Raw genomic sequence first — 23,928 nt, forward strand, 5'->3', positions numbered from 1 at the left:
CCAGGCCCAACGGCCGGGTGGGATACCTGAACGTGACCTAAGTCCGCCACCCAAAACTTAATTCAAAACCACTCGGACGTACGCGCAACGTCAAGTCCCCGGTCGACAACGCGAGCTGAGCGCGGGGTAACGGCCGCAGCGCGCGTCTCGCGTGTGGCGATGGGTTGCGCAAAACCGGCCCCCGATTGCCGGGACCCTCTACCACGGAACGGCCGGCGATCGCCCGCCGCGCCGGAGGCGACGCCAGCCAGCTCAGCAGGCGAGCATCTCGGGGGTGACGGCCGCCTCGGTGTCGGGGATGCCCAGGTCGCGGGCTCGCTTGTCGGCCAGGGCCAGTAGGCGGCGGATGCGGCCGGCGATCGCGTCCTTGGTCAGCGGCGGGTCGGCGAGGGCGCCCAGCTCCTCCAGGGATGCCTGGCGGTGCTCCAGGCGCAGCGCTCCCGCCGAGGTCAGGTGGTTGGGCGCCTCGTCGGCCAGGATCTCCAGCGCGCGGGTGACCCGGGCGGCGGCGGCGACCGCGGCGCGGGCCGAGCGGCGCAGGTTGGCGTCGTCGAAGTTGGCCAGGCGGTTGGCCGTCGCCCGCACCTCGCGGCGGACCCGGCGCTCCTCCCAGGCCAGCACGCTGGCGTGCGCGCCGATCCGGGTGAGCAGCGCGGCGATCGCGTCGCCGTCCTTGATCACCACCCGGTCGACGCCGCGGACCTCACGCTCCTTCGCGGTGATCCCGATCCGCCGGGCGGCGCCGCGCAGCGCGAGCGCGGCCTCCGGGCCCGGGCAGGTGATCTCCAGCGCGCTGGAGCGGCCCGGCTCGGTGAGCGAGCCGTGCGCCATGAACGCGCCCCGCCAGGCGGCCACCGCGCAGCACACGTTGGCCGAGACGACGTGCGGCGGCAGGCCCCGGACCGGGCGCCCGCGCACGTCCAGCAGGCCGGTCTGGCGGGCCAGCGCCTCGCCGTCCTTGACGATCCGCACGATGTAGTGGCTGCCCTTGCGCAGGCCGCCGCTGGCCAGCACGTGCACCTCGCTGGGGTAGCCGTACACGTCGGCGATCTCGCGGCGCAGGCGCCGGGCCACCGCGCCGGTGTCGAGCTCGGCCTCGACCACCACCCGGCCGGAGACGATGTGCAGGCCGCCGGCGAACCGGAGCAGGGCCGCCATCTCCGCGCGGCGGCAGCACGGCTTGGGCACGTCGACCCGGCTCAGCTCGTCCTTGACCGCTGCCGTCATCGCCATCGTTAGGTCACCTCATGCGACTGAACTTGATCGGTGTGTGTGCTGCACTACTAAGCCAACGGCACTACGCCACTGCTTAACGAGCCGGGCCCAATACTGGCACCAGTGCAACACCCAACGACTCAGGATCATGCCTGGGGCTGCCGTCCGCAACGGCCAGGGGTGCCAACACCAGCCGGGCGCCCAGCGACTCGGCCGCCCGGTGCACCGGCTCCGGCTCGCCGACCCACTTCGCGTCGGCGAGGACCGCGTCGATCCGCAGCCCGGGCAGGTACCAGCGCAGGGCGGCCAGGTGGTCGGCCACCGAGAGGCCGGAGGTCTCGTTGTCGGCGGCGAGGTTGAGCGTGACCAGCCGGCGGGCCGGGCTCGCCGTGATCGCCCTGGCCAGCCCCGGAACCAGCAGATGCGGCAGCACGCTGGTGTACCAGCTGCCCGGGCCGAAGATCAGCCAGTCGGCGGCGTGGATCGCCTCGATCGCCTGCGAGCAGGTCGGCGGGTCGGCCGGCTCGATCCGGACCGCCTCGACGTGCCCGGGCGCGACCGCCACCGCGTGCTGCCCGCGCACGGTGACCACCTCGCCGGGGCGGGCCGGGTCGGCGCCCAGGATCTCCGCCTCGATGCCGACCGCGTGCCGGGCCATCGGCAGCACCCGGCCCTGCGCGCCGACCATCGCGGCCGCGTGGTCGAGGGCGACGACCGGGTCGCCGAGCATTTCCATCAGCCCCAGCAGCAGCAGGTTGCCGACCGCGTGCCCGGCGAGCGGGTCGTCGCCGGCGAACCGGTACTGCAGCAGATCGGCGGTGCGCTGGCGGATCGGGTCGTCGCAGGCCAGCGCGGCCAGCGCCTTGCGCAGGTCGCCGACGGGCAGCAACGCGTCCCGCTCGAGCAGCAGGCGGCCGCTGGAGCCGCCGTCGTCGCCGACGGTGACGATCGCGGTGATGTCCAGGTCGAGCTCGCTCGCGGCGCGCCGCAGGCCCCGCAGCGAAGCGGCCAGCCCGTGCCCGCCCCCGAACGCGACCACCCGGATCGGCGCCGTCACTCCCGCCCCAGGTCGCGGTGCGAGGCGTGGGCCGCGAGCCGCATGTCGCGCAGCTGGGCGGTCAGCTCCTCGGCGATCGCGACGCTGCGGTGCTTGCCCCCGGTGCAGCCGACCGCCACGGTCAGGTACCGCTTGCCCTCGCGCTCGAAGCCGGGCGCGGTCGACGCGACGAGCCCCGCGTAAGTCCGCACGAACTGGTCCGCGCCCTCCTGGTCGAGCACGTACTTGCTGACCGGCTCCTCCAGCCCGGTGTGGTCGCGCAGCTCGGGCACCCAGAACGGGTTGGGCAGGAACCGGGCGTCCAGCACGTAGTCGGCATCCGGCGGCAGGCCGTACTTGAAACCGAAGGACAGCACGGTGATCCGCAGCCGCCGCACGTCCTCGCCGCCGAACAGCTCCTCGACCCGGCGGCGCAGCTGGTTCACGTTGAGGTGGCTGGTGTCGATGATCACGTCGGCCTGCTCGCGAGCCTCCTCGAGCAGCTTGCGCTCGGCCGCGATGCCGTCGGCGAGCCGCCCGTCGCCCTGCAGCGGATGCGACCGGCGCACCGACTCGAACCGGCGGATCAGCACCTCGTCATCGGCGTCGACGAACACCACCCGCGGCGAGAAGCCGCGCTCCTTGAGGGCCCGCACCGCGCCGGCCAGGTCGGTGGAGAACGCCCGGCTCCGCACATCCAGCACCATGGCGGTACGCCGCGCGGCGCCGCCGGCCTGGAAGGCGAGCTGGGCCATGTCGAGCATCAGCGCCTGCGGCAGGTTGTCCACCACGTAGAAGCCGACATTCTCCAGGGCGCGGGCCACCGTGCTGCGCCCGCCGCCGGAAACGCCGGTCACGACCACCAGATCGGTGGCCAACTCGTCCGGATCCACCACGCCCTCGACCGCGCCGTCAGGGAAATCCGGCAACGACTCCGTCACGAACGCCTCCCGCGTCGCCCCGCCCGCACCTCGTCGAGCGGACACACAATCCTATTCACCGCGCGCCCCGCTCACTCTTCGCCTCCAGACTTCGCCGCGTCGAGCCCGGCGGCGCCCGTCCCGGCGCCCTCGCTCGGCGGCGCCGCCGTGACAGCGAGTGCGGACACGGGCGCGGCCCCCGCCACAGACGCGGCCCCCGACACCGGCGCGGCCCCCGACACCGGCGCGGCCCCCGACACGGAGGCGCCCCCGGACACGGGCGCGCCCCCGGACACGGGCGCGCCCCCGGACACGGGCGCGCCCCCGGACACGGGCGCGCCCCCGGACACGGGCCCCGGGCTGGGGCGGGTTGAGCGCGGCCAGCAGCGCCTCGGCGGTCCGCTTGCCGATCCCGGGCACCTCGGTAATCTCCTCCACGGTGGCGGCGGACAGCCGTTTCAACGACCCGAATTGCCGCAGCAGCGCCTTGCGCCGGGTCTCGCCGAGGCCGGGCACGCTGTCCAGCGCCGACGCGGTCATCCGTTTCGACCGGCGCTGCCGGTGATACGTGATCGCGAACCGGTGCGCCTCGTCGCGGACCCGCTGCAACAAATACAACGCCTCCGAGGTGCGCGGCAGGATCACCGGGAAGTCCTCCCCCGGCAGCCACACCTCTTCGAGGCGCTTGGCCAGCCCGCACAGCGCCACGTCGGTGATGCCGAGGTCGGACAGCACCGCGGCGACGGCGTTGACCTGCGGCTGCCCACCGTCCACCACGACCAGTTGCGGCGGGTAGGCGAATCGCCGCGCCTTGCCGGTCAACGGGTCGATCCCCGGCAGCTCGTTGGTGGCGATCTCGTCGCCGTCCTCCGAAGCCGGGATGATGGCTTCCTCCTCGATGAGCTGCCCGGCGCCCGCCTGCGCCTTGTACCGCGCGAACCGCCGCCGCATCACCTCGCTCATCGCGGACAGATCGTCCATCCCGCTGCCGTCCGCGTTGCCCCGCACGGCGAAGCGCCTGTACTCGCTCTTGCGGGCCAGGCCGTCCTCGAAGACCACCATGGACGCCACCACGTCGGTGCCCTGGATCTGCGACACGTCGAAGCACTCGATGCGCAGCGGCGACGTCTCCATCCCGAGCGCCTCGGCGATCTCGTCGAGCGCCTTGCTGCGGGTGGTCAGGTCGCCGGCCCGGCGCAGCTTGTGCCGCTGCAGCGACTCCCCCGCGTTGCGGGACACCGTCTCCAGCAGGGCACGCTTGTCGCCGCGCTGCGGGACCCGCAGGTGCACCCGGCTGCCGCGGTGGTCGGAGAGCCAGTCGGCCAGGGCCGCCGCGTCCTCCGGCAACTCGGGCACCAGCAGCTCGCGCGGCACGTCGCCCTCGCCGGACTCGCCGCCGTACATCTGCGAGCAGAAATGGTGCACCAGGTCGCCGGTGGACAGGTCCTCCACCTTCTCCACGACCCAGCCGCGCTGGCCGCGCACCCGCCCGTCGCGGACGTGGAACACCTGCACGGCCGCCTCGAGCGGGTCCTCGGCGAAGGCCACCACGTCGGCGTCGGTGCCGTCGCCCAGCACCACGGTCTGCTTTTCCATCGCGCGGCGCAGGGCGGCGATGTCGTCGCGCAGCCGGGCCGCCCGCTCGAACTCCAGCTCCTCCGAGGCCTGCAGCATCTCGCGCTCGAGGCGTTTCACGAACGTATCCGTACGCCCGGCCATGAAGTCGCAGAAGTCGTCGACGATCGCCCGGTGCTCGTCGGCGCTGACCCGCTCGACGCACGGCGCCGAGCACTTGCCGATATACCCCAGCAGGCAGGGGCGCCCGATCTGGCCGGCCCGCTTGAAGACCCCGGACGAGCACGTACGCGCCGGGAAGACCCGCAGCAGCAGGTCGAGCGTCTCGCGGATGGCCCAGGCGTGCGAATACGGCCCGAAGTAGCGCACGCCCTTGCGCTTGGCCCCGCGCATCACCTGCAGGCGGGGAAACTCCTCATTGAGGGTGACCGCGAGGAACGGGTACGACTTGTCGTCGCGGTACTTCACGTTGAACCGCGGGTCGAACTCCTTGATCCAGGAGAACTCCAGCTGGAGGGCCTCGACCTCGGTCCCGACGGTGACCCAGTCCACACTGGCCGCGGTGGTCACCATCTGCTGGGTGCGGGCGTGCAGCGACCAGGTGTCGGCGAAGTAGGAATTCAGGCGATTCCGCAGGTTCTTGGCCTTGCCGACATAGATCACGCGGCCGGCCGGGTCGCGGAAACGGTAGACGCCTGGCGACTCCGGAATGGTCCCCGGCGCCGGACGGTACGTGGACGGGTCTGGCACGGGCTCAACAGTAGTGCGGGGGACTGACATTATTGTCCGACCGGAGGTCCGTTGCCGCCGCCACGGCGTCGGACCTCCGGCCGACTGCGCCCAATTCTCCTGGCAGGTCGAACGCTCGGCGGATCAGGCCTTGACGATGTTGTTGCCGTCCACCTTGACCTTGGTCTCGGCGAGACCCTTCGTCGCCGGCCCGGCGGTCACCGCGCCCGTGTTCACGTCGAACTTGCTGCCGTGGCAGGGGCAGCTGATCACCCCGTCGGCCACCTTGTTCACGTCGCAGCCCTGGTGCGGGCACACCTTGCTGAACGCCTTGTACTCGCCGGCGGTCGGCTGGGTGATCACGTAGTCGGCGGTGATGATGCCCCCGCCCTTCGGCACGTCGGCCGTGGTGGCCAGCGCGCTGCCGCCGGTCGAGCCGTTCGCCTTGCCGCCGGTGTCGCCGGGGTTGGCGTTGGCCTTGCCGCTGCCGGCCGGCGCCGGCTCGTTGCTGTAGTCCGTGCCGCTGGTGTTGCTGGCGGTGGTGCTGGTGCCGCAGGCGGCCAGGACCGCCGTGGCGCCGACGGCGCCGGCGCCGAGCAGGACGAGCCGGCGCGGCGAGCCGGTACCCGGACGGCCCGGCTCCTCGGCGTTGTGCTCGGTCTCGGTCTCGGTCTCGGTCGTCGTCTGCACGTCTGTCATCGGTTGGCCCTCCAGTGCATGGTCCGCGAGTGTGGTCACGCGGCGTCGCAGTTGTGTACGCGGTCGCGGGCTGGCCGGTTCAGGAATCCCACGAAATTGTCCCGCCTCAGCGCGGTTGTTTCCCCGCTTTTGGGCACCTTTGCCCGGCGCCTTCGCGCGCTGTTAACACACGGTTCGGCGCCCGTCCGAGACTAGGATCCGGAACGGGTGCCGTAGCTATGAGTTACCTGTGACTTAGCTGGTTACCGAGCCCTCAGACCGTAGCCTTCGTCCGGGCCCGCGTCGAGCGTTTCGCCGCCGGTTTCGCGGCGGTCGCCCCGTTCGCCGTGGCGGCGCGGGCGGTCGCCGCGGGCGCCCCGGCCGGCTCGCCCTCGAGCCCGAGCGAGTGCCGCAGGAACGCGCCGGTGTGGCTCTCGGCCACCTCCGCCACCTCCTCGGGGCGGCCGGTGGCCAGCACCAGGCCGCCCTTGCTGCCGCCCTCGGGACCCATGTCGATGATCCAGTCGGCCGTCTTGATCACGTCGAGGTTGTGCTCGATGGTGATCACCGTGTTGCCCTTGTCGACCAGGCCGTTGAGCACCAGCAACAGCTTGCGGATGTCCTCGAAGTGCAGGCCGGTGGTCGGCTCGTCGAGCACGTAGACCGTCCGCCCGGTGGAGCGTTTCTGCAGCTCGGAGGCGAGTTTCACGCGCTGGGCCTCGCCACCGGACAGGGTCGGCGCGGGCTGGCCGAGCCGGACGTAGCCGAGGCCGACGTCGACCAGGGTCTTGAGGTGCCGGTGGATCGCCGGGATCGCCTCGAAGAAGCCGGACGCCTCCTCGATCGGCATCTCCAGCACCTCGGAGATGGTCTTGCCCTTGTAGTGCACCTCCAGGGTCTCCCGGTTGTACCGGGCGCCCTTGCAGACCTCGCACGGGACGTACACGTCGGGCAGGAAGTTCATCTCGATCTTGATGGTGCCGTCGCCGGCGCAGTTCTCGCAGCGGCCGCCCTTGACGTTGAACGAGAACCGGCCCGGACCGTACCCGCGGACCTTGGCCTCGGTGGTCTCGGCGAACAGCTTGCGGATGTTGTCGAAGACGCCGGTGTAGGTGGCCGGGTTGGACCGGGGGGTGCGCCCGATCGGCGACTGGTCGACGCCCACCACCTTGTCGACGTGCTCGAGGCCGGTGATCCGGGTGTGCCGGCCGGGCACCAGCCGGGCGCCGTTGACCTGGTTGGCCAGCACCGTGTACAGGATGTCGTTGACCAGCGTCGACTTGCCCGAGCCGCTGACCCCGGTGACCGCGATGAACTGCCCGAGCGGGAAGCCGACGGTCAGGTTGCGCAGGTTGTGCTCGCGCGCGCCCTGCACCACCAGCTCGCGGCCGGGGGTCTGCGGCCGGCGGGTCCGCGGCGTCGGGATCGTCTTGCGGCCGGAGAGATACGCCCCGGTCGGCGATTTCTGGTTTTTCAGCAGGCCCTCGACCGAGCCGCTGTGCACGATCTGGCCGCCGTGCTCGCCGGCGCCCGGCCCGATGTCGACGATCCAGTCGGCGGTCCGGATGGTGTCCTCGTCGTGCTCCACCACGATCAGCGTGTTGCCCAGCTTCTTCAGCCGGACCAGCGTCTCGATCAGCCGGTGGTTGTCCCGCTGGTGCAGGCCGATCGACGGCTCGTCCAGCACGTACAGCACGCCGACCAGGCCGGAGCCGATCTGGGTGGCGAGCCGGATGCGCTGCGCCTCGCCGCCGGAGAGGGTGCCGGCGCCGCGGTCCAGCGACAGATAGTCGAGGCCGACGTCGACCAGGAACCGCAGCCGGGCGTTGATCTCCTTGAGCACCCGCTCGGCGATCATGTGCTGCCGCTCGTCGAGCTCGATGGTGGCCAGCAGCTCGGCGCAGTCGCCCACCGACAGGTTGCAGACCTCGGCGATGCTCTTGCCGGCGATGGTCACGGCGAGGACCTCGGGCTTGAGCCGGGTGCCGCCGCAGACCGGGCACGGCACGTCGCGCATGTAGCCCTCGTACTTGTCCCGGGACCAGTCGCTCTCGGTGTCGTTGTGCCGCCGCTCGATCCACTGCACCACGCCCTCGAAGCCGGTGTAGTAGGAGCGCTCGCGGCCGTACTTGTTCCGGTACCGGACGTGGACCTGGTCCTCCGAGCCGTACAGGATCGTCTTCTGCGCGCGGGCCGGCAGCGCCCGCCACGGGGTGTCGACCGAGAACTTCTCCGCCTCCGCGAGGGCCTCGAGCAGGCGCAGGAAATATTCCATGGTCTGGCCGCCGGACCACGGCTGGATCGCGCCCTCGCGGACCGACCGCTCCACGTCCGGGATGATCAGCTCGGGGTCGACCTCCTTCTTCGTCCCCAGGCCGGTGCACTCGGGGCAGGCGCCGTAGGGCGCGTTGAAGGAGAAGACCCGGGGCTCGAGGTCCTCGATCGCCAGGGGGTGGTCGTTCGGGCAGGCCAGGTGCTCGGAGAAGCGACGCTCGCGGCCGGGATCGTCCTCCGGCAGGTCGACGAAGTCGAGCAGGACGATGCCGCCGGCCAGGCCCAGCGCGGCCTCGACCGAGTCGGTCAGGCGCTGCTTGCTGGACGCCTTGACGCTGAGCCGGTCGATCACCACCTCGATGGTGTGCTTCTCCTGCTTCTTCAGCTTCGGCGGCTCGGTGAGCGGGTGCACCACGCCGTCGACCCGGGCCCGCGCGTACCCCTTGGACTGCAGCTCGGCGAAGAGATCGACATACTCACCCTTGCGGCCGCGGATCACCGGGGCCAGGACCATGAAGCGGGTGCCCTCGTCCATCGCGAGGACCCGGTCGACGATCTGCTGCGGGGTCTGCTTGCTGATCCGCTCGCCGCAGACCGGGCAGTGCGGGATGCCCGTACGGGCGAAAAGCAGGCGCAGGTAGTCGTAGACCTCGGTGATGGTGCCGACCGTCGAGCGCGGGTTGCGCGAGGTCGACTTCTGGTCGATGGACACCGCCGGGGACAGGCCCTCGATGAAGTCGACGTCGGGCTTGTCCATCTGCCCGAGGAACTGCCGCGCATACGACGACAGGGACTCGACGTAGCGCCGCTGACCCTCCGCGAAGATCGTGTCGAACGCGAGGCTGGACTTGCCCGAGCCGGACAGCCCGGTGAAGACGATCATCGCGTCGCGGGGCAGGTCGAGGTTGACGTCGCGCAGGTTGTGCTCGCGCGCGCCTCGAATGATCAAACGGTCGGCCACCAGCCAGCCTCTCCGTACATGTGTTTGAAAGAGCCGCGGCCACTCTAGCCATGGGGTACGACAAGTTTTCGCCGGAACCGGCCCGTCCAGGTGCAGCGACTGTCACATGCTGCACATTCCCGCAGTTCGCGCGGCCAAGCTCACTCGGCCGGGGGAACCGGCAACGACCGCATGTCCCATACTTCCACGCCGCCGACGAGCTGCGGCTTGCCGAGCGCGTCGGTCAGCGTCGCGAGCAGCGCGTCCCCGTTACGGCTGTTCGGGATGAGCACGACGACCCCGGCCCGCCAGAAGATCAGGTCGTCCCGGATCCGCTGCCGGTCGGTGGCGTCGAGCACGGCCGGGTCGCCGTACTCGCGGACCCGCCAGAGCAGTCTGTAGGTGAACCGGCTGGGCGCGTTCCACGAGCCGGTGCGGTCGGCCGGCGGGTTGACCGGGCCCATGAAGTAGCCGCGCGGCGACCTGTACTCGAGCTTGGTCAGCGCCGCCCACCGCATCCCGTCCCGCCCGGTGGTCACCTCCGGCAGCGGCACGGTGACCAGGGTGCGGTCGGCCGCCACGTACTGCCGCCAGGTTCCCTGGGCCAGGAAGGCGGGCAGCGGATCGCCCGCGACGACCGGCAGCGGCTTGGGCGCGAGCGGCACCAGCGCGAGCGCCAGGCCGACCCGGAACCAGGTGCGGCGCCGGCCGGCGGGCCACTCGCGGACCCGGTCGGTGGCCAGCGCGACCAGCAGGCCGGCGATCGTGGCGGCCACCATAGCGAACCGGGTGACGCTCACCAGGTCGATGATCGGCAGGCGGCTGACCAGGCCGAACGGCAGCGGCACGCGAGTGTTCCAGCCGAACACCTTGAGCGTCGGGCCCATCGAGGCGACCAGCAGCAGCAGGCCGGCGATCGCCGCGGCGCGGGCGGCCACGTTGCGCCACAGCACCCGCACCGACACCACGATCATCGCGAGGCCGGCCGGCCCGAAGAAGGTGTTGTCCTCGGTGCCGCTGACGCTCATGTGCCGGGTCAGCCAGGCGTTGCCGGCCAGCGACTGGCGGGCGAACGCGCCGATCGACAGCAGATCGGTCGAATACTTGTCCGGCAGGAACGGCTGCCCGTGATAGCTGCCCGGCCCGGTGAACTGGAAGTACAGCGGATAGGCCAGCAGCACGCCGGCGGTCACCAGCGCGATGCCGAGGCCGGCCAGGAAGTGCCGCGCCGCACGCTTCGCCTGCTGGAAAGACATGCTTGCGTACGCAATGACAAAGACGCCGAGCGCAAGCGCGGTGAAAAGCAGGGTCTCCTCGTTGATGAAGACCTGCAGCACGACCAGCAGCCCCAGGATGATCCCGCCGCGGACCGCCCGGCCCGGCTCGCGCAGCCGCAGCACCTGCCAGACGATGAACGGGGTCACGTACTGGCTCACGAAGTTGACGTGCGCGTTCGCGTGCGACACCAGGGCCGGCGCGAAACCGCACCACAGCCCGCCGATCCAGGCCGCGACCCGGCTCGTCACCAGGTGCCGGGAGAGCACCCGGTACCAGGCGGTGGCGGTGCCGAACAGGCCCAGCGTCAGGGCCAGCACCACGGCGACGCCCGGGCCGAGGAAGTGCGTGATCGGGGCGAACGGGAGGCTGATCGCCAGCACCGACGTGTTGGCCATCATGTTCACGCCGTCCGGCACGTTCAGCCGGTCGTCGAAGAGCGGGTTCGCGCCGTGGAACAGCACCCGCTCGCCGTGCGCGAACACGTACAGGAAGAAGCCGTGGTCGTCCTTGTTGCTCGCCAGCACCCGGCCGCTCGGGTCCCGCCAGAGCTGGATCATCACCAGCACGGCGATCGCCAGGTAGCTCAGCGGCGCCCAGAGATCGGCCCGGCGGCGCGGCGCGGCGACCGGCGGCGTCGAGGCCTCGGGGGCCGACTGTCCGACACCCTCGTCCACCGCACGCATCGGTGCATTCTTACAGACCGGGTTCAGCCCCGCCGATGACGGTGACCGGCGGCCGTGGCCTGCCGGGCCTTCTGCCGGGCGGATTCCACCTCCACCTCGTGCCGCAGCTTGCGCCAGCTGGCCAGCCGGCGCGCCGAGAGCGACCCGTTCGCCAGGGCCGCGGCGACCGCGCAGCCCGGTTCGGCTCCGTGCCGGCAGTCGCCGTAGCGACAGTGCGCGGCCAGCTCGGCGATGTCGGCGAAGGCCCGGTCCAGCCCCTCGGCGGTGTCCAGCAGGCCGACGCCCCTGATCCCCGGGGTGTCCAGCACCGCGCCGCCGCCGGGCAGCGGAACGAGATTCCGGTACGCGGTGGTGTGCCGGCCCTTGCCGTCGGCGTCACGGATCGCCTGCACCGGCATGACGGCGGCGCCGGCCAGCGCGTTGACCAGGGTCGACTTGCCGGCGCCCGAACGGCCCAGCAACGCCAGGGTGCGCCCGCCCCCGGCGTACGCCCGAATTTGGTCTATGCCTTTCCTGCCCCGCACGCTCACCGGAACCACCGGCACCCCCGGCGCGAGCTCGGCGAGCTGCCGGGCCACCGCTTCCGGATCGGTGGAGGTGTCGGCCTTGCTCAGGACGAGCAGGGGCTTCGCCCCGGACTCCCAGGCCAGCGCGAGCAACCGCTCGACCCGGGCGTCGTCGGGCTCGGGATGGATCGGCTCGACGACGGCGACCGTGTCCATGTTGGCGGCCAGCAGCTGGCCGGTGGCGTCCTTGTCGGAGGTGCGGCGGATCAGCGCGGTACGCCGGGGCAGGATCGCCTCCAGCGTGACCCGGCGGTCGGGCCAGCGGCGGGTCACCACCCAGTCGCCGGCGCAGGGCAGCCGGACCGGGTCCCGCGCGGCGCCCAGCAGCACGCTGCCGGCCAGGCTGGCCCGGGTGACACCCGACTCGCCGAGCACGGTGCAGACGCCGCGGTCGGCCCGCAGCACGCGCGCCGGTTCGGCGTCGGGACGGTCGAAGGGACGGTACGAGGATGCCAGGGAGTCGTCCCAGCCGAGCCGGGACAGGTCGTGCGACATGGGAACCCTTTGCGGGACGGGAGGGCGCCTGGCCGGGTGGTCAGGCGTCGACCTCCGGGTGAAGGGACGCGAAAACGACTAACGGCACGTTCCCCACCTCCTCCGCGGGTCGGACCGGCGCGTCTGCGATCGACGGTAGGTCGTGCCCACCCCGAGCGAAAGCGAATTCTGTGCTGTGCTGCCACCGACGCCTGGTCCTACGGATGGCGTGGAGAATCCGAGCCCTCGCGGGGCCGTACCAGTCCCCAACCTCTTCGGCGCCATGCCAGTAGGGTGGCCCTCGTGACGATGGATCCGCTGGTTCTGCTCACCGACGTCGACCGCGCCACCGACAATCTGCTGCGCGCCGCCGCCGACCTCGACCCGGCGGTGATCTCCGCGCCGTCGCTGCTGCCCGGCTGGACCGTCGGGCACGTGCTGACGCACATCGCGCGCAACGCCGACGCGTACACGAATCTGCTCACCTGGGCCCGCACCGGCGTGGAGACCCCGGCCTACGCGTCACCGGCGGCCCGCGAGGCGGCGATCGCCGAGGGCGCCGCCCGGCCGCTGCGCGAGCAACTCGAGGACATCCGCGCGGCGCACGAGCGGTTCGCCGACGCGGGCGCCGCGATGCCGGCCCAGGCGTGGACCTTCCACCTGGAGTTCATCAAGCTGCCCGCCGCCGGGGTGCCGTGGGCGCGGCTGCGCGAGGTCGAGGTGCATCACGTCGACCTGGGCCAGGGCTACACGCCGGCCAACTGGTCCGACGCGTTCGCGCTGCGGCTGCTCCGCGAGGTGGTCACCACCGCGAGCGCCGAGTTCCCGGCGATGGTCCTGCGCCCGTACGGCATCGACCACCCGCTGACCATCGGCACCGCCGACAACCCGCCGGTCGTCGGCGGCCCGACCAAGTCGCTGGCCGCCTGGCTCTCCGGCCGCGGCGACGGCGCCGACCTGACCGTCTCGCCCGACGGCGAGCTCCCGACCCCCGCGAGGTGGAAGTGACCATGGCCTACACCGGAGACGTCTCCCGGGGCAGCGCGCCCGCCGTCCGTACGCTCGACCACCTGACCATCACGAAGGTCTCGGTCGGCCCGATGGACAACAACGCGTACCTGCTGCGCTGCGGCGACGACCAGCTGCTGATCGACGCGGCCAACGACGACGAGACCCTGCTGGCCCTGATCGGCCACGCCGGCCTGACGACGGTGGTCACCACCCACCGGCACGGCGACCACTGGCAGGCCCTGGAGGACGTGGTCGAGGCGACCGGCGCCCGCTCGCTGGCGCACGCCGCCGACGCCGGCGAGATCCCGGTCGTCACCGGCACCCTGGCCGAGGGCGACACGGTCACCGTCGGCGACTGCGAGCTCGAGGTGATCCACCTGGTCGGGCACACGCCGGGCTCGATCGCCCTGCTCTACCGCGACCCGAACGGCCACGCCCACCTGTGGACCGGCGACAGCCTCTTCCCCGGCGGTCCTGGCCGGACAACAAACCCGACGGAATTCCACTCACTCATGACGGACCTGGAGACCAAGGTCTTCGGCCGGCTCCCCGACGAGACCTGGTTCTACCCGGGTCACGGGCGGGACAGCACGCTCGGCAAGGAGCGGCCGTCAATCCCGGAGTGGCGAGCCCGCGGCTGGTGATCGACCGGCCAGCTGCCGCCGCGGCGACCTGCTGAAACTCCTCGCCCTGCGGGCAAGCCGTACCGGTCAGCTCCTCGTGCCGGCCGCACTGTCGAGCCAGTCGGGCCTTCCGCGCACAACGCTCGTGCGTTACCTGGAACTGCTTGCCTCGGTCTTTCTCATCAAGACCATCCCGGCCTGGTCCTCGAATCTGACTCGGCTGGCCCGGCAGCTCACCTGGTCCGATGAACGTGGCGCTCGGTGAGCGTTTCGTCGCCGGCTTCGTCCTTTACACCGGGGCACAGACCCTGCCATTCGGCGACAAGATCCGGGCCGTACCGCTCGATGCGCTGTGGCGCGTGGCGCCGTGAAGCCGCCACGGCCACAGCACAAGTGATCAGATGTCGGCACGGTCGATACCGGGCGCGCAAGGGTTCCCCGCCGGCGTCGGCAACACGCGCGGCAACAGGGGAGAACTTCACGTCCCTGATCGACGACGTGGAGCACGAACTGTTCGACCGGCTCCCCGACGACATTTGTTTCTATCCGGGCCACGGCAAGGACTCGACGCTCGGCGCCGAGCGCCCCCACCTCGCGGAGTGGCGCACCCGCGGCTGGTGACCAGCCGTCCACCTCGTTACTCGCCGCATTGCCGCGTCCGGGCGACGCGCCAGACGTCGTCGGGGTCGTAGTGCGCCGGCACCGCCTGCCCGGAGACCGGCCCCAGGTCCACCCAGCACACGTCGTTCAGGGCGTCACGCCCCCGCCTGCCGAGCCGGCTGATGGGGGCGCCTCGCCGCGGGCGGGGTCAGCCGCGGCCCTGCACGGCGTCCTTCAGCACGTGGATACCGCCGGCGAACTCGACCATGTCGGCGTCGGTCCACCCGCGGGCATCCCAGATCTGCACCAGCAGCCAGATCCCGTTGGGCTGCTTCACCCACAGGTTCTTGCCGTGTTCGGTGCCGAGGCCCCCGTTGATGACGCCCGGCCTACCGCCCACCGTCACCCCGGTGCCGGAGGGCGTGGAGTGGTCGTCCTGCGACTGCAGCATGACGGCGATCTTGCCCACGAAGCTGTCCGGGTTCTTGTCCTTCGCGCCGACCGGCGCGATGGTCAGCGCGCCCGGGCTCACGCCCTGCACCTCCCAGCCGGCCGGTACCTTGTCGATCGTGAAGCCCTTCGGCTGCGCACCCTGGTAGGCGACCAGGTGGGCGGAGGCCACGGTGGGCGTGGTCGCCGGGTGGGACACCGCCGAGGTGCCGTAGGCCACCACGGCCACCAGCGCCGCAACGGCGAAGGCCGACGCGCCGGCGGAGCGGAACAGCCGGCGCCGGCGCAGCGCCCGCCGGCCGCGGGCCACGTCCGCGTCCGCCTGCTCGGCCGAGGGTGCGCCGGACGGCCCGGCGAGGGTGGCGAGTCGGTCGTGCAGATCCATCATCGGGTCACTCCTGTCAGGGGAATCTCGGTCTCGGCCAGCACCCCGCGCAGCCGGTCGAGCGCTCGCGCGGTCTGGCTCTTCACCGTTCCCTCGGTGCATCCGAGGGCATCGGCGGTGTCGGCGACGTCGAGGTCGTAGAAGTAGCGGAACACCAGCGCGGCCCGCATCCTCGGCGGCAACTCGCGCAGCGCCGCCCGCAACCCGTCGTCCTGATCGTCCTCGCCCGTGCCCGCGGCGTGCGGCCGATCCGGGAGTTCCGCGACGCTGCGCTCGTGGCGGCGCCACCACCGGCGGCGTTCGTCGGTCAGCGCGTTCACCAGCGTGCGGCGTACGTAACCCTCGGGATTGTCGGCCCGCCGGAACGACGGCCACGCGACATAAAGCTTGGTCAGGGCCGACTGGACCAGGTCCTCGGCCAGGTGACCGTCGCCGGCCGTCAGCAGCGTCGCCGTCCGGATCAGGGCCGCCCGGTGGTTGAGCACGAAGCTGTGGAACTGCTCGTCCCGCTCTGTCCTCACGTTCCCTCCTTCGCTCTCACACGCCCCTGACGATTCGCCGCCCCCACGAGGTTGCATGGGCCGCACAAAAAGTGGCCGCCGGCGATGATCGCCGGCGGCCACGAAATATTCATCAGGCGGGTTCGGGCACCCCTCCCGGGGACGGTTCAGGTTCGGGTGTGGGCTCGATCGGAGGCGGGGGCAACGGATCCGGCGCTTCCGGGGTGAGTTCGCCCGGATCGTCCGGAATCGGTGCTCCCGGGTCCAACGGCGGGTAGCGATCGGGACTGGTCATCCCCGGTTATTACCCGGGACAGCGCAATTCATCCATTTCGCACATGATGAGGGCATGACCGCCTGCACCGAGCGGCACCTGCCGCAACGTGCGGGCGGCGTCGCAGGCGAGGCCAGAAGGGCATGCCTAAGGAGGGCACAGTATGACCTATCCACCACCGCTCTACCACGGCGAATCCGGTGAGATCAGCGCGACGTACCGGCCGGCCGCGACCGAGCCGGAACTCGTCTACCCCAACGGGACCAAGGTCCACTATCTGTCGACCGGCGCGTCGACCGGGGGCCTGTTCGGCATCTACCGCTGGGCGTGCGGACCGGGCGTCACCGGCCCCGACCCGCATTTCCACCGCAGCCTCGCCGAGTCGTTCTACATCCTGTCCGGCACCATGCGGATCTACGACGGCAAGCAGTGGCTCGACACCGAGCCCGGCGACTGGGTGCACGTCCCGGCCGGCGGCGTGCACGGCTTCAAGAACGAGTCCGGCGAGCCCGCCTCGATGCTGCTGCACTTCGCGCCGGGCGCGCCGCGCGAGGGCTACTTCGAGGGCCTGCTGCACCTCTCCGAGATGAGCGAACAGGAGCGGCTCGCCTTCTACCTGGAGCACGACAACCATTGGCTTTAACGGGCGAAGGCCGCGAGCATCCCGGCGTACGGCTTGACCGGCGGCCGGGCGTACTCGCTCCGCCGTGAGGTGCTCAGCCGCAGGGTCACCAGTGACTGGACGAACATGGTCGCGGCGGCCACCCCGTCGATCACCGGGACCTCGAGCTCGGCCTGGACGGCGGCGGCCAGCCCGGCCAGGCCGGCGCAGCCGAGGACGATGACGTCGGAGCCGTCGCGATCGAGCGCCGCGCGGGCCAGGGCGACGACCCGCTGGAGCACGGCCGGGTCGCTGTCGAGGGCCAGCACCGGGATGTCGCAGGCGTGGACGCCCCGGCACGCGCCCGCCGGTGCGTAGCGCGCCGCCAGATCGTGGGCGCGCCCACGCGTACGGGAAAGGGTTGTCACCACGCTGAAAGCGCGACCGATCAACGTGGCCGCATGCATCGCGGCCTCGGCGATGCCCACCACGGGGCCGGCCGCGGCCTCCCGGGCCGCGTCGAGCCCGGGGTCGCCGAAGCAGGCCAGCACGTAGCCGTCCACGCCCGCGCTCTCCCCCTCGGCCACGGCGGCCAGCACGCCGGGCACCGCCAATGCCTCGTCGTAGTGGCTCTCGATCGAGGCCGGCCCCATGGCCGAGGTGACCGCGTCGAGGGTCGTGCCCGGGCCGATCACGGCCCGGGCGCTCTCCTCGATCAGCGCGGTCATCGACTCCGTGGTGTTCGGATTGACGACCCGGAGGTGCATCAGGCCGGCTCGGGCACGGGCATCGGGACGGCTTCGGTGACCCGGCTGGACGCGGCCACCCGGAAGCGGGACGCGAGCCCGAGGTAGCCGAGCAGGCCCAGGCCCATGCCGATGAACCAGCTGTACTGCGCGGTGGTGTGCATGCCGGGCACGCCGGTGGCCAGGACCGGGATCACGGCCACGGCCGCGCCCAGCACGGTCGCGATGATCGCCGCGGGGTTGTAGCCCTTGCTGTACCAGTAGCGGCCCTCCGGCGCCATCGTGAACATGTCGTCGACCACTACCCGCTGCCGGCGGACCAGGTAGTAGTCCGCGATCAGCACGCCGAACAGCGGCCCGATCGCCGCGCCCAGCGTCTCCAGCGTGTAGTGGATGACCTCGGGGTTGTTGTAGAGGTTCCAGGGGGTGATCAGCACCGAGCCGACCGCGGCGATCATGCCGCCGGCCCGCCAGCTGATCCGCTGAGGCGAGACGTTGGAGAAGTCGAACGCCGGGGAGATGAAGTTGGCCACGATGTTGATGCCGATCGTGGCGATGGTGAAGGTGAGGGCGCCGAGGACGATGGCGAAGGTGCTGTCGATCCTCGACACGGTCGTCACCGGGTCGGTGATCAGCTCGCCGAAGACCGGGATCGTCAACGAAGAGGTCACGACGACGAGAATCGAGAAGGCCAGGAAGTTGACCGGAAGCCCGAGCAGGTTGCCCCGTTTGACGGCGGCAAAGGACTTCCCATAGCGGGAAAAATCACCAAAATTCAGCATTGGTCCGGAGAAGTACGAGACCACCAGCGCGATCGCCCCGAGCATGATCGGAATCGCGTCGAGCCCGGTGTACTTGACCGTGCCCAGGTTCAGGTTGATCGACGACCAGCCGGCCTTGTAGATCAGATAGCCGGCCAGGATGATCATCACGACGTAGACGGCCGGCCCGCAGAAGTCGATGAACTTGCGGATCGTCTCCATCCCGGTCCAGAACACGGCGGCCTGCAAGACCCACAGGATCGCGTACGTGCACCAGCCGAGCAGCGGCAACCCGAGGAAGCCGTGCTGATGGACATCGGCGTACGGGGCCAGGCTCGGCCAGATCTTGAGCACCACCACGTCGAGCGCCGCCGACGCGAGGTACGTCTGGATGCCGTACCAGGCGACCGCGATCGCTCCCCGGATGATCGCCGGGACATTGGCCCCGAGCACCCCGAACGCCGAACGGTTGATCACCGGGTACGGCACGCCGGTACGCTGGCTCGGCTTGGCGACCAGATTGCAGAAGAAGTAGACGATCGTGATGCCCACGACCAGGGAGATCAGCACCTGCCAGCTGGACAGCCCGAGAGCGAACAGGCTGCCCGCCGTCACGTACCCGCCGACGCTGTGCACGTCGGACATCCAGAACGCGAAGATGTTGTACGAGCCCCAGTGCTGGTCCTTCAGGGGCGCGAGGTCCTCGTTGGTGAGCCGAGGGTCGTACCCCGGCTCGACGATGCCGCTGCCGACCGGCATGCCGGCGGCTTCGACCAGGTCCTGTGGCGTGCTCTCGCGGGTGTCGGCCATGCGATCACGCTAGGAACCCGCTGTTTCGCGGCGATGAGCGGAACTGTATATCTTCCGTTCACCGACCGGCGTTCACGTCGAGGGCTGCGCCGCCACGAACGCCGCGTCCTTGTCGATCTTGCCCAGCTTGGCGGCACCGCCCGGCGAGCCGAGATCCTCGAAGAACTCGTAGTTCGCGTTCGTGTAGTCCTTCCACTGCTCCGGCACGTCGTCCTCGTAGAAGATCGCCTCGACCGGGCAGACCGGCTCGCACGCCCCGCAGTCCACGCACTCGTCCGGGTGGATGTAGAGCATCCGGTTGCCCTCGTAGATGCAATCCACGGGACACTCCTCGACGCATGCCCGGTCGAGGACATCGACGCAGGGCTCGGCGATGATGTAGGTCATTCAAGCAATGTAGAACAGAACCTCAGCCCGGCTCGAACAACCCCGTGTCCTGCGGAAGCGCACCGATCGCCCGCTGCAGCCGATGATGGTGTGCGGCGAAGACCGCGGTGAGCCCGCCGGCGTCCCGATCGAGGAACGCGGCCAGCATGCCGGCGTGGTCGGCGTGCAGCGCGGCCCGCTCGGCATCGCCGAGGTGGGACATCGGCTGGAGGGGCTCGGTCATGTTCCACGCGACGTCGAGCATGTGCAGCAGGCGCCGCATCCGGCAGGGCCGGATCAGGGCGAGATGGAAGCGCCGGCTCTCCCGGTGGTAGAGCCGGCCGTCGTACGCGCGGACGGCCACGTCCAGCGCGCCGAGCGCGGCCCCAGCCCGCTGGTCGTCCTCGGCCGTGGCGAGCTCGACGGCGGCCCGCAGCGCCGCCGTCTCGAGCGCCTCGCGCACCAGGTAGATCTCGGTGAACTCGGGCGCCGTCATCATCGCCACCCGGTACCCGGCGTTCGGCCGGTGATCGACCAGGCCCTCCCCGATCAGCGTCATCAGCGCCTCGCGCACCGGGATACGGCTGACCCCGAACGCGGCCGCCACCGCGTCCACCGGGATGGCCGAGCCGGGCGGCACCTCCCCGTCGAGGATGACGCCGCGCAGCTCGTCGACTATCGCGCTCTGCGCCCCGGCCGGCGGACGGCCGGCCAGCCGGGCGACCAGAGCCGACCGGCGGCGTGGACCAGGCATGCCCGGACCCTAGACCGCCCGCGTTACAAAGCGGCTATCACCTGCGCCGACTCCACCGGGATCGAGAACATCGGATAGTCGTACGCGATGGCGTTGTCGTGCTCCTCCGCCGAGGTCGCCGCCGTGCAGTCGGTGAGCGTGACGACCCGGTAGCCGTTCTCGTACGCGCTGCGCATCGTCGACTCGACGCAGCAGTTCGTCAGGAACCCGCCGAGGACGACCGTCTCGATGCCTTTGCTGCGCAGGATGAAGTCGAGGTTGGTGCTCGCGAACGTGTCCAGCCCCCGCTTGCCCTCGATCACGATGTCCCCCGCGGCCGGCGTCAACGCGTCGACGATCGCGGCGCCCCACGTCCCCTTCACGAAGGCGTTCCCGTCGACAACGCCTTTCAGGATGCCGTACGGGTGCCGCGACAACTCGCCATACCCCGGCGCGAACGTGATCGGCGCGTGCATGATGGTCACGCCCGCGGCCCGGGCCGCCTCGACCAGCGCGACGGTCTTCTCCAGCATCCCGGTCTTCGCCATCACCGGCGCCACCGCCCCGTGCAGCACGCCGCCCTCGCTGGTGAACTCGTTCTGGTACTCGATCAGCACGACCGCGGTCTTCGCCGGGTCCAGCTGCAACGCCTCCGCCATGCCAGCCTCCTGTGGCCCTGATCACTCCCTTCAGCATGCCACGCGAGCCCGGCCCGTCAGCCCTCGAACGGATTGACCACCGGCACGCCCGTCCGTGCGACATCGGCGACGTTCCGCGTGGCCAGCGTGAGCCGGTGCGCCCGGGCGGTGGCCGCCATCAGCCCGTCGATCACCGGCGGCTGCGCCGCGGCGGCCATCCGCCCCCACTCCTCGGCCACGGCCACCGTTACCGGCAGGATCCGGCCGCCGTAGGCCTCGACCAGTTCCCCGAGCCACGCCTCCAGCGCGACGGCTCGCCGGGGATCGCGAGGGCGCAGCATCTCGATGCCCTTCCGGATCTCGCCGACCGACAGCACGCTGAGGTAGACCTCGGCCCTCGCCGCCTCGAGGCGCCGCAGCCAGGTCACCACCCGCCGGTGTGGAGTGGCCTTGCGCAGCTCCGATATGACGTTGGTATCGAGCAGATACGCCACCATCAGTCGAAGAAGTTGATCTCGCGGAGCGGCTCGCGGCTTCGCTCGATGTCGAAGTCGTCCGGGATCTCCTCACCCTCCTTGGGCCGCTTCATCAGGAATTCCAGGATCGTCATGCGTTCCTCGCCTTGCAGGCGTCGATACTCCCGCATGTCCATCACCACCGCTATCTCCTCGCCGTGCCGGGTGACGATCTGCGGCTCACCCGTTGCCGCGGCCCGGAGCAACTCACTGAAGCGCTGCTTGGCCTCTTGCACTTGCCAGCGCATATCGATCAATCCCCAACCGCAACGACACTCTGTCCAGACTGTCTAGACCGTACCACATCCGCCGACAGCGGAATGGGTCGATACCAGCGAGGGTCCGCACCTAGGCTGATGAGGTAGGAGGTACCTGGTGGAGCTGCGACACGACCCGATGCGCTGGGGCCAGCCCCCGCACCACTCCCCCGAGCCCTGGCCCGCGTCCCACCCCGGCGCCGGCCCGGCCCTGCCCGGCTGGCTCGAGGAGCGCCTGTTCGACCAGCGGATCGTCATGGTGCGCGGCGCGCTCACCGGCGAGGCCGCCACCGGCGTCGCCGCCGCCCTGCTCACCCTCGACGCGGCCGGCCCCGCCCCGGTCCAGCTGCACGTGGCCAGCGACGGCGGCGAGCTCGCCGCGGCGCTCTCCGTGATCGACGTGATCGATGCGATGGCCGCGCCGGTGCACGCGCTGGTCACCGCCCAGGCCGGCGGCGCCGTGGTGGCCGTGCTGGCGGCCGCCGACAAGCGGGCGGCCTATCGGCACGCCCGATTCAAGCTCACCGAGCCGCGCGCGGCCGGGGTGACCGGCACCGCCGACGAGGTGACCCGGGCCGCCGGGCAGCACCTGCGCGAGCTGGAGGAGGTCGTGCTGCGGCTGGTCGAGGTGACCGGGCAGACCCGCAGCCGGATAGAGGACGATCTGCAGGCGGGCCGGTCGCTCACCGCCCAGGAGGCCGTCGAGTACGGCTTGATCGACGAGATCGTCGGGAAGGCATGAAAAAAGCCCCCGGGAATCCCGGGGGCTTTTCAGCGCGTCGCTCAGGGGGTCTTGACGCCCATCGAGCGCGCGGTGCCGGCGACGACCTTGATCGCCGCGTCGAGGTCGTTCGCGTTGAGGTCGGGGAGCTTACGCTCGGCGATCTCCTTGATCTGCTGCGCGCTGAGCGTGCCGACGGTCTGCGTCAACGGGTTCGACGCGCCCGACTGGATGCCCAGGGCCTTGCGGATCAGGAAGCTGGTCGGCGGGGTCTTGTAGGCCAGCGTGTGGCTGCGGTCCTCGTAGACCGACACGATCACCGGGATGATCTCGCCACGGTTCTTCGCCGTCGCCTCGTCGTACTCCACCTTCACGGCACGCATGTTGGCCCCGGTCGGACCAAGCATCTTGCCGAGGTCGACCATCGCGGCGTTACCCGCCTCAAGCGCGAGGGTTACCTCATGGGTCTTTTTCTTGGGCGGCATTGCGTAGGGCTCCTTTAGGTGAGCTGCACGGGCCGTAAGTCGCAGCTCGCCAGCTTGAAATCAACACACAACAACCCCGGGACCTTACAACCGCGTCGCCGGACGGGTCAAAACGGAGGTCCCGGGTACCACCGGCAAGTGTAGCTCGCTAGTACTGGTCGCACTGACACCGGGTCATCAGGGCGCGCACCGCCGCCACGTACTCGGGATTGGGCAGGGTCTTGGTCGCGGCCGCCGCCTCGATGCCGCCCTGGCCGGCGTTGTAGCCCGAGATCACCACGTTGAGCAGGCACCACGACGTGTGCGACTTGCACTTGCCCGCACTCAAGTCGTAGCTGTTGTTGAAGTAGTTGTACGACGCCCACTTGGTCAGCCACGCCAGGTAGTTGGCGCCCACGTACGCATTGTCCTGGTACTTCGACGGGTCGTAGGTGAGGCCGAAGCGCTGGTTGATCATCTCGACCGTGGCGGGCATGACCTGCATGATGCCGGCCCCGCCGTCGCAGTTGTGGATGTTGCTCTTCCAGCCGCTCTCCTGCCAGGCGATGGCCTTGACCAGCGGGTAGTTCAGCTTCAGCGTGGGCGCCTCGGTCTGCCAGTAGACGCGCCCGGCCGCCGACTTCAGCGCCGCCTTGACCTTGCCCTTGGCGACCGGCGTGGTTTTGTCGTAGTGCGCGCAGGCGGGCAGCTGGCTCCAGAACGGCGGCGCCGTCGGCTCGGTCGCCTTCGGCTTCGGCTTGGTGGTCGTCCTGGACGGGGTCGGGCTGGGTGATTCCGCTGACAGATCGGCCGAGGTCGGCTCCTCGGACGGCGTCGACGACGCCCCGACCGGATCGACGGACGGCGGCGCGGCGGCCGTCCCCTTGTCGTGCCCGGTCAGGCCGCAACCGGCCGCCACCACCAGCGCGATGGCCGCGGCCAGCAACTTTCCTCGATGACCCATCGACGAACAACCTCCCCGTTAAGCGCCGAAGGCGAACGCTAACAGGCCTCGCACCTGGCCCGCAGCCCGGCGAAACGGATAAAGCGCCCACCCTCCGTCGATTGACCCCGCAGCCGTGACAGCAACCGAGACCGGGGACAA

Annotated in this window: 24 protein-coding genes and 2 pseudogenes; 7 read left to right on the forward strand and 19 right to left on the reverse strand. The window is 70.8% G+C overall.

The features are described from left to right. Nucleotides 1-252: 252 nt before the first annotated feature. The 8 genes and pseudogenes from whiA to rsgA form a co-directional block, all read right to left on the reverse strand. Nucleotides 253-1,233 (reverse strand): DNA-binding protein WhiA, encoded by a 981-nt coding sequence (gene whiA / locus IH26_RS0128720; RefSeq protein WP_030439365.1) that lies wholly within the window; start codon nucleotides 1,231-1,233, stop codon nucleotides 253-255. Between the two features lie 76 nt (nucleotides 1,234-1,309). Beyond that, a complete protein-coding gene (locus tag IH26_RS0128725) occupies nucleotides 1,310-2,272 on the reverse strand; it encodes a gluconeogenesis factor YvcK family protein (RefSeq protein WP_030439366.1) in 963 nt (320 codons plus the stop codon). After that, the gene (rapZ, locus tag IH26_RS0128730; RefSeq protein ID WP_425394408.1) at nucleotides 2,269-3,180 is read right to left on the reverse strand and encodes an RNase adapter RapZ; all 912 of its coding nucleotides are present in this window, start codon (nucleotides 3,178-3,180) and stop codon (nucleotides 2,269-2,271) included. The genes IH26_RS0128725 and rapZ overlap by 4 nt, the downstream gene beginning before the upstream one ends. Before the next feature lie 363 nt (nucleotides 3,181-3,543). Beyond that, nucleotides 3,544-5,496: pseudogene (gene uvrC / locus IH26_RS0128735) on the reverse strand (excinuclease ABC subunit UvrC); the annotation flags it as partial. Between the two features lie 123 nt (nucleotides 5,497-5,619). Then, nucleotides 5,620-6,174 carry a Rieske (2Fe-2S) protein gene (locus tag IH26_RS0128740; protein ID WP_030439369.1) on the reverse strand — a complete coding sequence of 185 codons (555 nt, stop codon included), beginning with the start codon at nucleotides 6,172-6,174 and terminating at the stop codon, nucleotides 5,620-5,622. Nucleotides 6,175-6,427: 253 nt separating this feature from the next. Beyond that, nucleotides 6,428-9,388: an excinuclease ABC subunit UvrA gene (uvrA, locus tag IH26_RS0128745; RefSeq protein WP_030439370.1), complete on the reverse strand. Its 2,961-nt coding sequence runs from the start codon at nucleotides 9,386-9,388 to the stop codon at nucleotides 6,428-6,430. A 140-nt stretch (nucleotides 9,389-9,528) separates the two neighbouring features. After that, nucleotides 9,529-11,328, reverse strand: coding sequence for a hypothetical protein (locus tag IH26_RS0128750; protein ID WP_030439371.1), 1,800 nt, complete (start codon nucleotides 11,326-11,328; stop codon nucleotides 9,529-9,531). Nucleotides 11,329-11,351: 23 nt separating this feature from the next. Next, on the reverse strand, nucleotides 11,352-12,389 hold the full coding sequence (rsgA, locus tag IH26_RS0128755) for a ribosome small subunit-dependent GTPase A (RefSeq protein ID WP_030439372.1): 1,038 nt from the start codon (nucleotides 12,387-12,389) through the stop codon (nucleotides 11,352-11,354). 282 nt (nucleotides 12,390-12,671) lie between these two features. Here rsgA and IH26_RS0128760 point away from each other — a divergent pair, with 282 nt between their 5' ends. From IH26_RS0128760 to IH26_RS58430, 5 genes and pseudogenes are all read left to right on the forward strand, one after another. Continuing rightward, on the forward strand, nucleotides 12,672-13,376 hold the full coding sequence (locus IH26_RS0128760) for a maleylpyruvate isomerase family mycothiol-dependent enzyme (RefSeq protein ID WP_030439373.1): 705 nt from the start codon (nucleotides 12,672-12,674) through the stop codon (nucleotides 13,374-13,376). 2 nt (nucleotides 13,377-13,378) lie between these two features. After that, nucleotides 13,379-14,023, forward strand: a complete 645-nt coding sequence (locus IH26_RS0128765; protein WP_030439374.1) for an MBL fold metallo-hydrolase — start codon at nucleotides 13,379-13,381, stop codon at nucleotides 14,021-14,023. Between the two features lie 31 nt (nucleotides 14,024-14,054). Then, entirely contained in the window at nucleotides 14,055-14,267 is a 213-nt protein-coding gene (locus IH26_RS64655; protein ID WP_425394409.1) for a DUF4143 domain-containing protein, read from the forward strand. Next, entirely contained in the window at nucleotides 14,248-14,373 is a 126-nt protein-coding gene (locus IH26_RS64000; RefSeq protein ID WP_281179795.1) for a hypothetical protein, read from the forward strand. Before IH26_RS64655 ends, IH26_RS64000 begins: the two co-directional genes overlap by 20 nt. A 63-nt stretch (nucleotides 14,374-14,436) precedes the next feature. Then, nucleotides 14,437-14,623, forward strand: a pseudogene (locus tag IH26_RS58430) (MBL fold metallo-hydrolase); the annotation flags it as partial. Between the two features lie 187 nt (nucleotides 14,624-14,810). On the opposite strand, the gene IH26_RS0128785 reads toward IH26_RS58430, so the two are convergent. Both IH26_RS0128785 and IH26_RS0128790 read right to left on the reverse strand, forming a co-directional pair. Then, a complete protein-coding gene (locus tag IH26_RS0128785; protein ID WP_157437443.1) occupies nucleotides 14,811-15,440 on the reverse strand; it encodes a hypothetical protein in 630 nt (209 codons plus the stop codon). Further along, nucleotides 15,437-15,958 carry a SigE family RNA polymerase sigma factor gene (locus IH26_RS0128790; RefSeq protein ID WP_030439376.1) on the reverse strand — a complete coding sequence of 174 codons (522 nt, stop codon included), beginning with the start codon at nucleotides 15,956-15,958 and terminating at the stop codon, nucleotides 15,437-15,439. Before IH26_RS0128790 ends, IH26_RS0128785 begins: the two co-directional genes overlap by 4 nt. 416 nt (nucleotides 15,959-16,374) lie before the next feature. On the opposite strand from IH26_RS0128790, the gene IH26_RS0128795 reads away from it, so the two are divergent. Beyond that, the gene (locus tag IH26_RS0128795; RefSeq protein WP_030439377.1) at nucleotides 16,375-16,854 is read left to right on the forward strand and encodes a cupin domain-containing protein; all 480 of its coding nucleotides are present in this window, start codon (nucleotides 16,375-16,377) and stop codon (nucleotides 16,852-16,854) included. Here the strand turns inward: IH26_RS0128795 and IH26_RS0128800 are convergent. From IH26_RS0128800 to IH26_RS0128830, 7 genes are all read right to left on the reverse strand, one after another. Continuing rightward, a complete protein-coding gene (locus IH26_RS0128800; RefSeq protein WP_030439378.1) occupies nucleotides 16,851-17,579 on the reverse strand; it encodes an aspartate/glutamate racemase family protein in 729 nt (242 codons plus the stop codon). The genes IH26_RS0128795 and IH26_RS0128800 overlap by 4 nt on opposite strands. Beyond that, nucleotides 17,579-19,129, reverse strand: a complete 1,551-nt coding sequence (locus IH26_RS0128805; RefSeq protein WP_051808613.1) for an NCS1 family nucleobase:cation symporter-1 — start codon at nucleotides 19,127-19,129, stop codon at nucleotides 17,579-17,581. The genes IH26_RS0128800 and IH26_RS0128805 overlap by 1 nt, the downstream gene beginning before the upstream one ends. Before the next feature lie 72 nt (nucleotides 19,130-19,201). Further along, nucleotides 19,202-19,516: a ferredoxin gene (fdxA, locus tag IH26_RS0128810; protein ID WP_030439380.1), complete on the reverse strand. Its 315-nt coding sequence runs from the start codon at nucleotides 19,514-19,516 to the stop codon at nucleotides 19,202-19,204. Between the two features lie 22 nt (nucleotides 19,517-19,538). Then, complete coding sequence (locus tag IH26_RS0128815; RefSeq protein WP_030439381.1) at nucleotides 19,539-20,249, reverse strand: GntR family transcriptional regulator; 711 nt, start codon at nucleotides 20,247-20,249, stop codon at nucleotides 19,539-19,541. 23 nt (nucleotides 20,250-20,272) lie between these two features. Next, nucleotides 20,273-20,887, reverse strand: a complete 615-nt coding sequence (locus IH26_RS0128820) for a cysteine hydrolase family protein (RefSeq protein WP_030439382.1) — start codon at nucleotides 20,885-20,887, stop codon at nucleotides 20,273-20,275. Nucleotides 20,888-20,943: 56 nt separating this feature from the next. Continuing rightward, on the reverse strand, nucleotides 20,944-21,363 hold the full coding sequence (locus tag IH26_RS0128825; protein WP_245665589.1) for a type II toxin-antitoxin system VapC family toxin: 420 nt from the start codon (nucleotides 21,361-21,363) through the stop codon (nucleotides 20,944-20,946). After that, nucleotides 21,363-21,629: a type II toxin-antitoxin system Phd/YefM family antitoxin gene (locus IH26_RS0128830; RefSeq protein WP_030439384.1), complete on the reverse strand. Its 267-nt coding sequence runs from the start codon at nucleotides 21,627-21,629 to the stop codon at nucleotides 21,363-21,365. The genes IH26_RS0128825 and IH26_RS0128830 overlap by 1 nt, the downstream gene beginning before the upstream one ends. A gap of 127 nt (nucleotides 21,630-21,756) precedes the next feature. On the opposite strand from IH26_RS0128830, the gene IH26_RS0128835 reads away from it, so the two are divergent. Next, nucleotides 21,757-22,380 carry an ATP-dependent Clp protease proteolytic subunit gene (locus IH26_RS0128835; RefSeq protein ID WP_030439385.1) on the forward strand — a complete coding sequence of 208 codons (624 nt, stop codon included), beginning with the start codon at nucleotides 21,757-21,759 and terminating at the stop codon, nucleotides 22,378-22,380. Between the two features lie 41 nt (nucleotides 22,381-22,421). Here IH26_RS0128835 and IH26_RS0128840 read toward each other — a convergent pair whose 3' ends face one another. After that, complete coding sequence (locus tag IH26_RS0128840) at nucleotides 22,422-22,844, reverse strand: uL11 family ribosomal protein (RefSeq protein ID WP_030439386.1); 423 nt, start codon at nucleotides 22,842-22,844, stop codon at nucleotides 22,422-22,424. A gap of 148 nt (nucleotides 22,845-22,992) precedes the next feature. Continuing rightward, nucleotides 22,993-23,787: a lytic transglycosylase domain-containing protein gene (locus tag IH26_RS0128845; protein WP_030439387.1), complete on the reverse strand. Its 795-nt coding sequence runs from the start codon at nucleotides 23,785-23,787 to the stop codon at nucleotides 22,993-22,995. Nucleotides 23,788-23,928: the final 141 nt, after the last annotated feature.

Source organism: Actinoplanes subtropicus (genome assembly GCF_000721705.1).
GTDB lineage: Bacteria > Actinomycetota > Actinomycetes > Mycobacteriales > Micromonosporaceae > Actinoplanes > Actinoplanes subtropicus.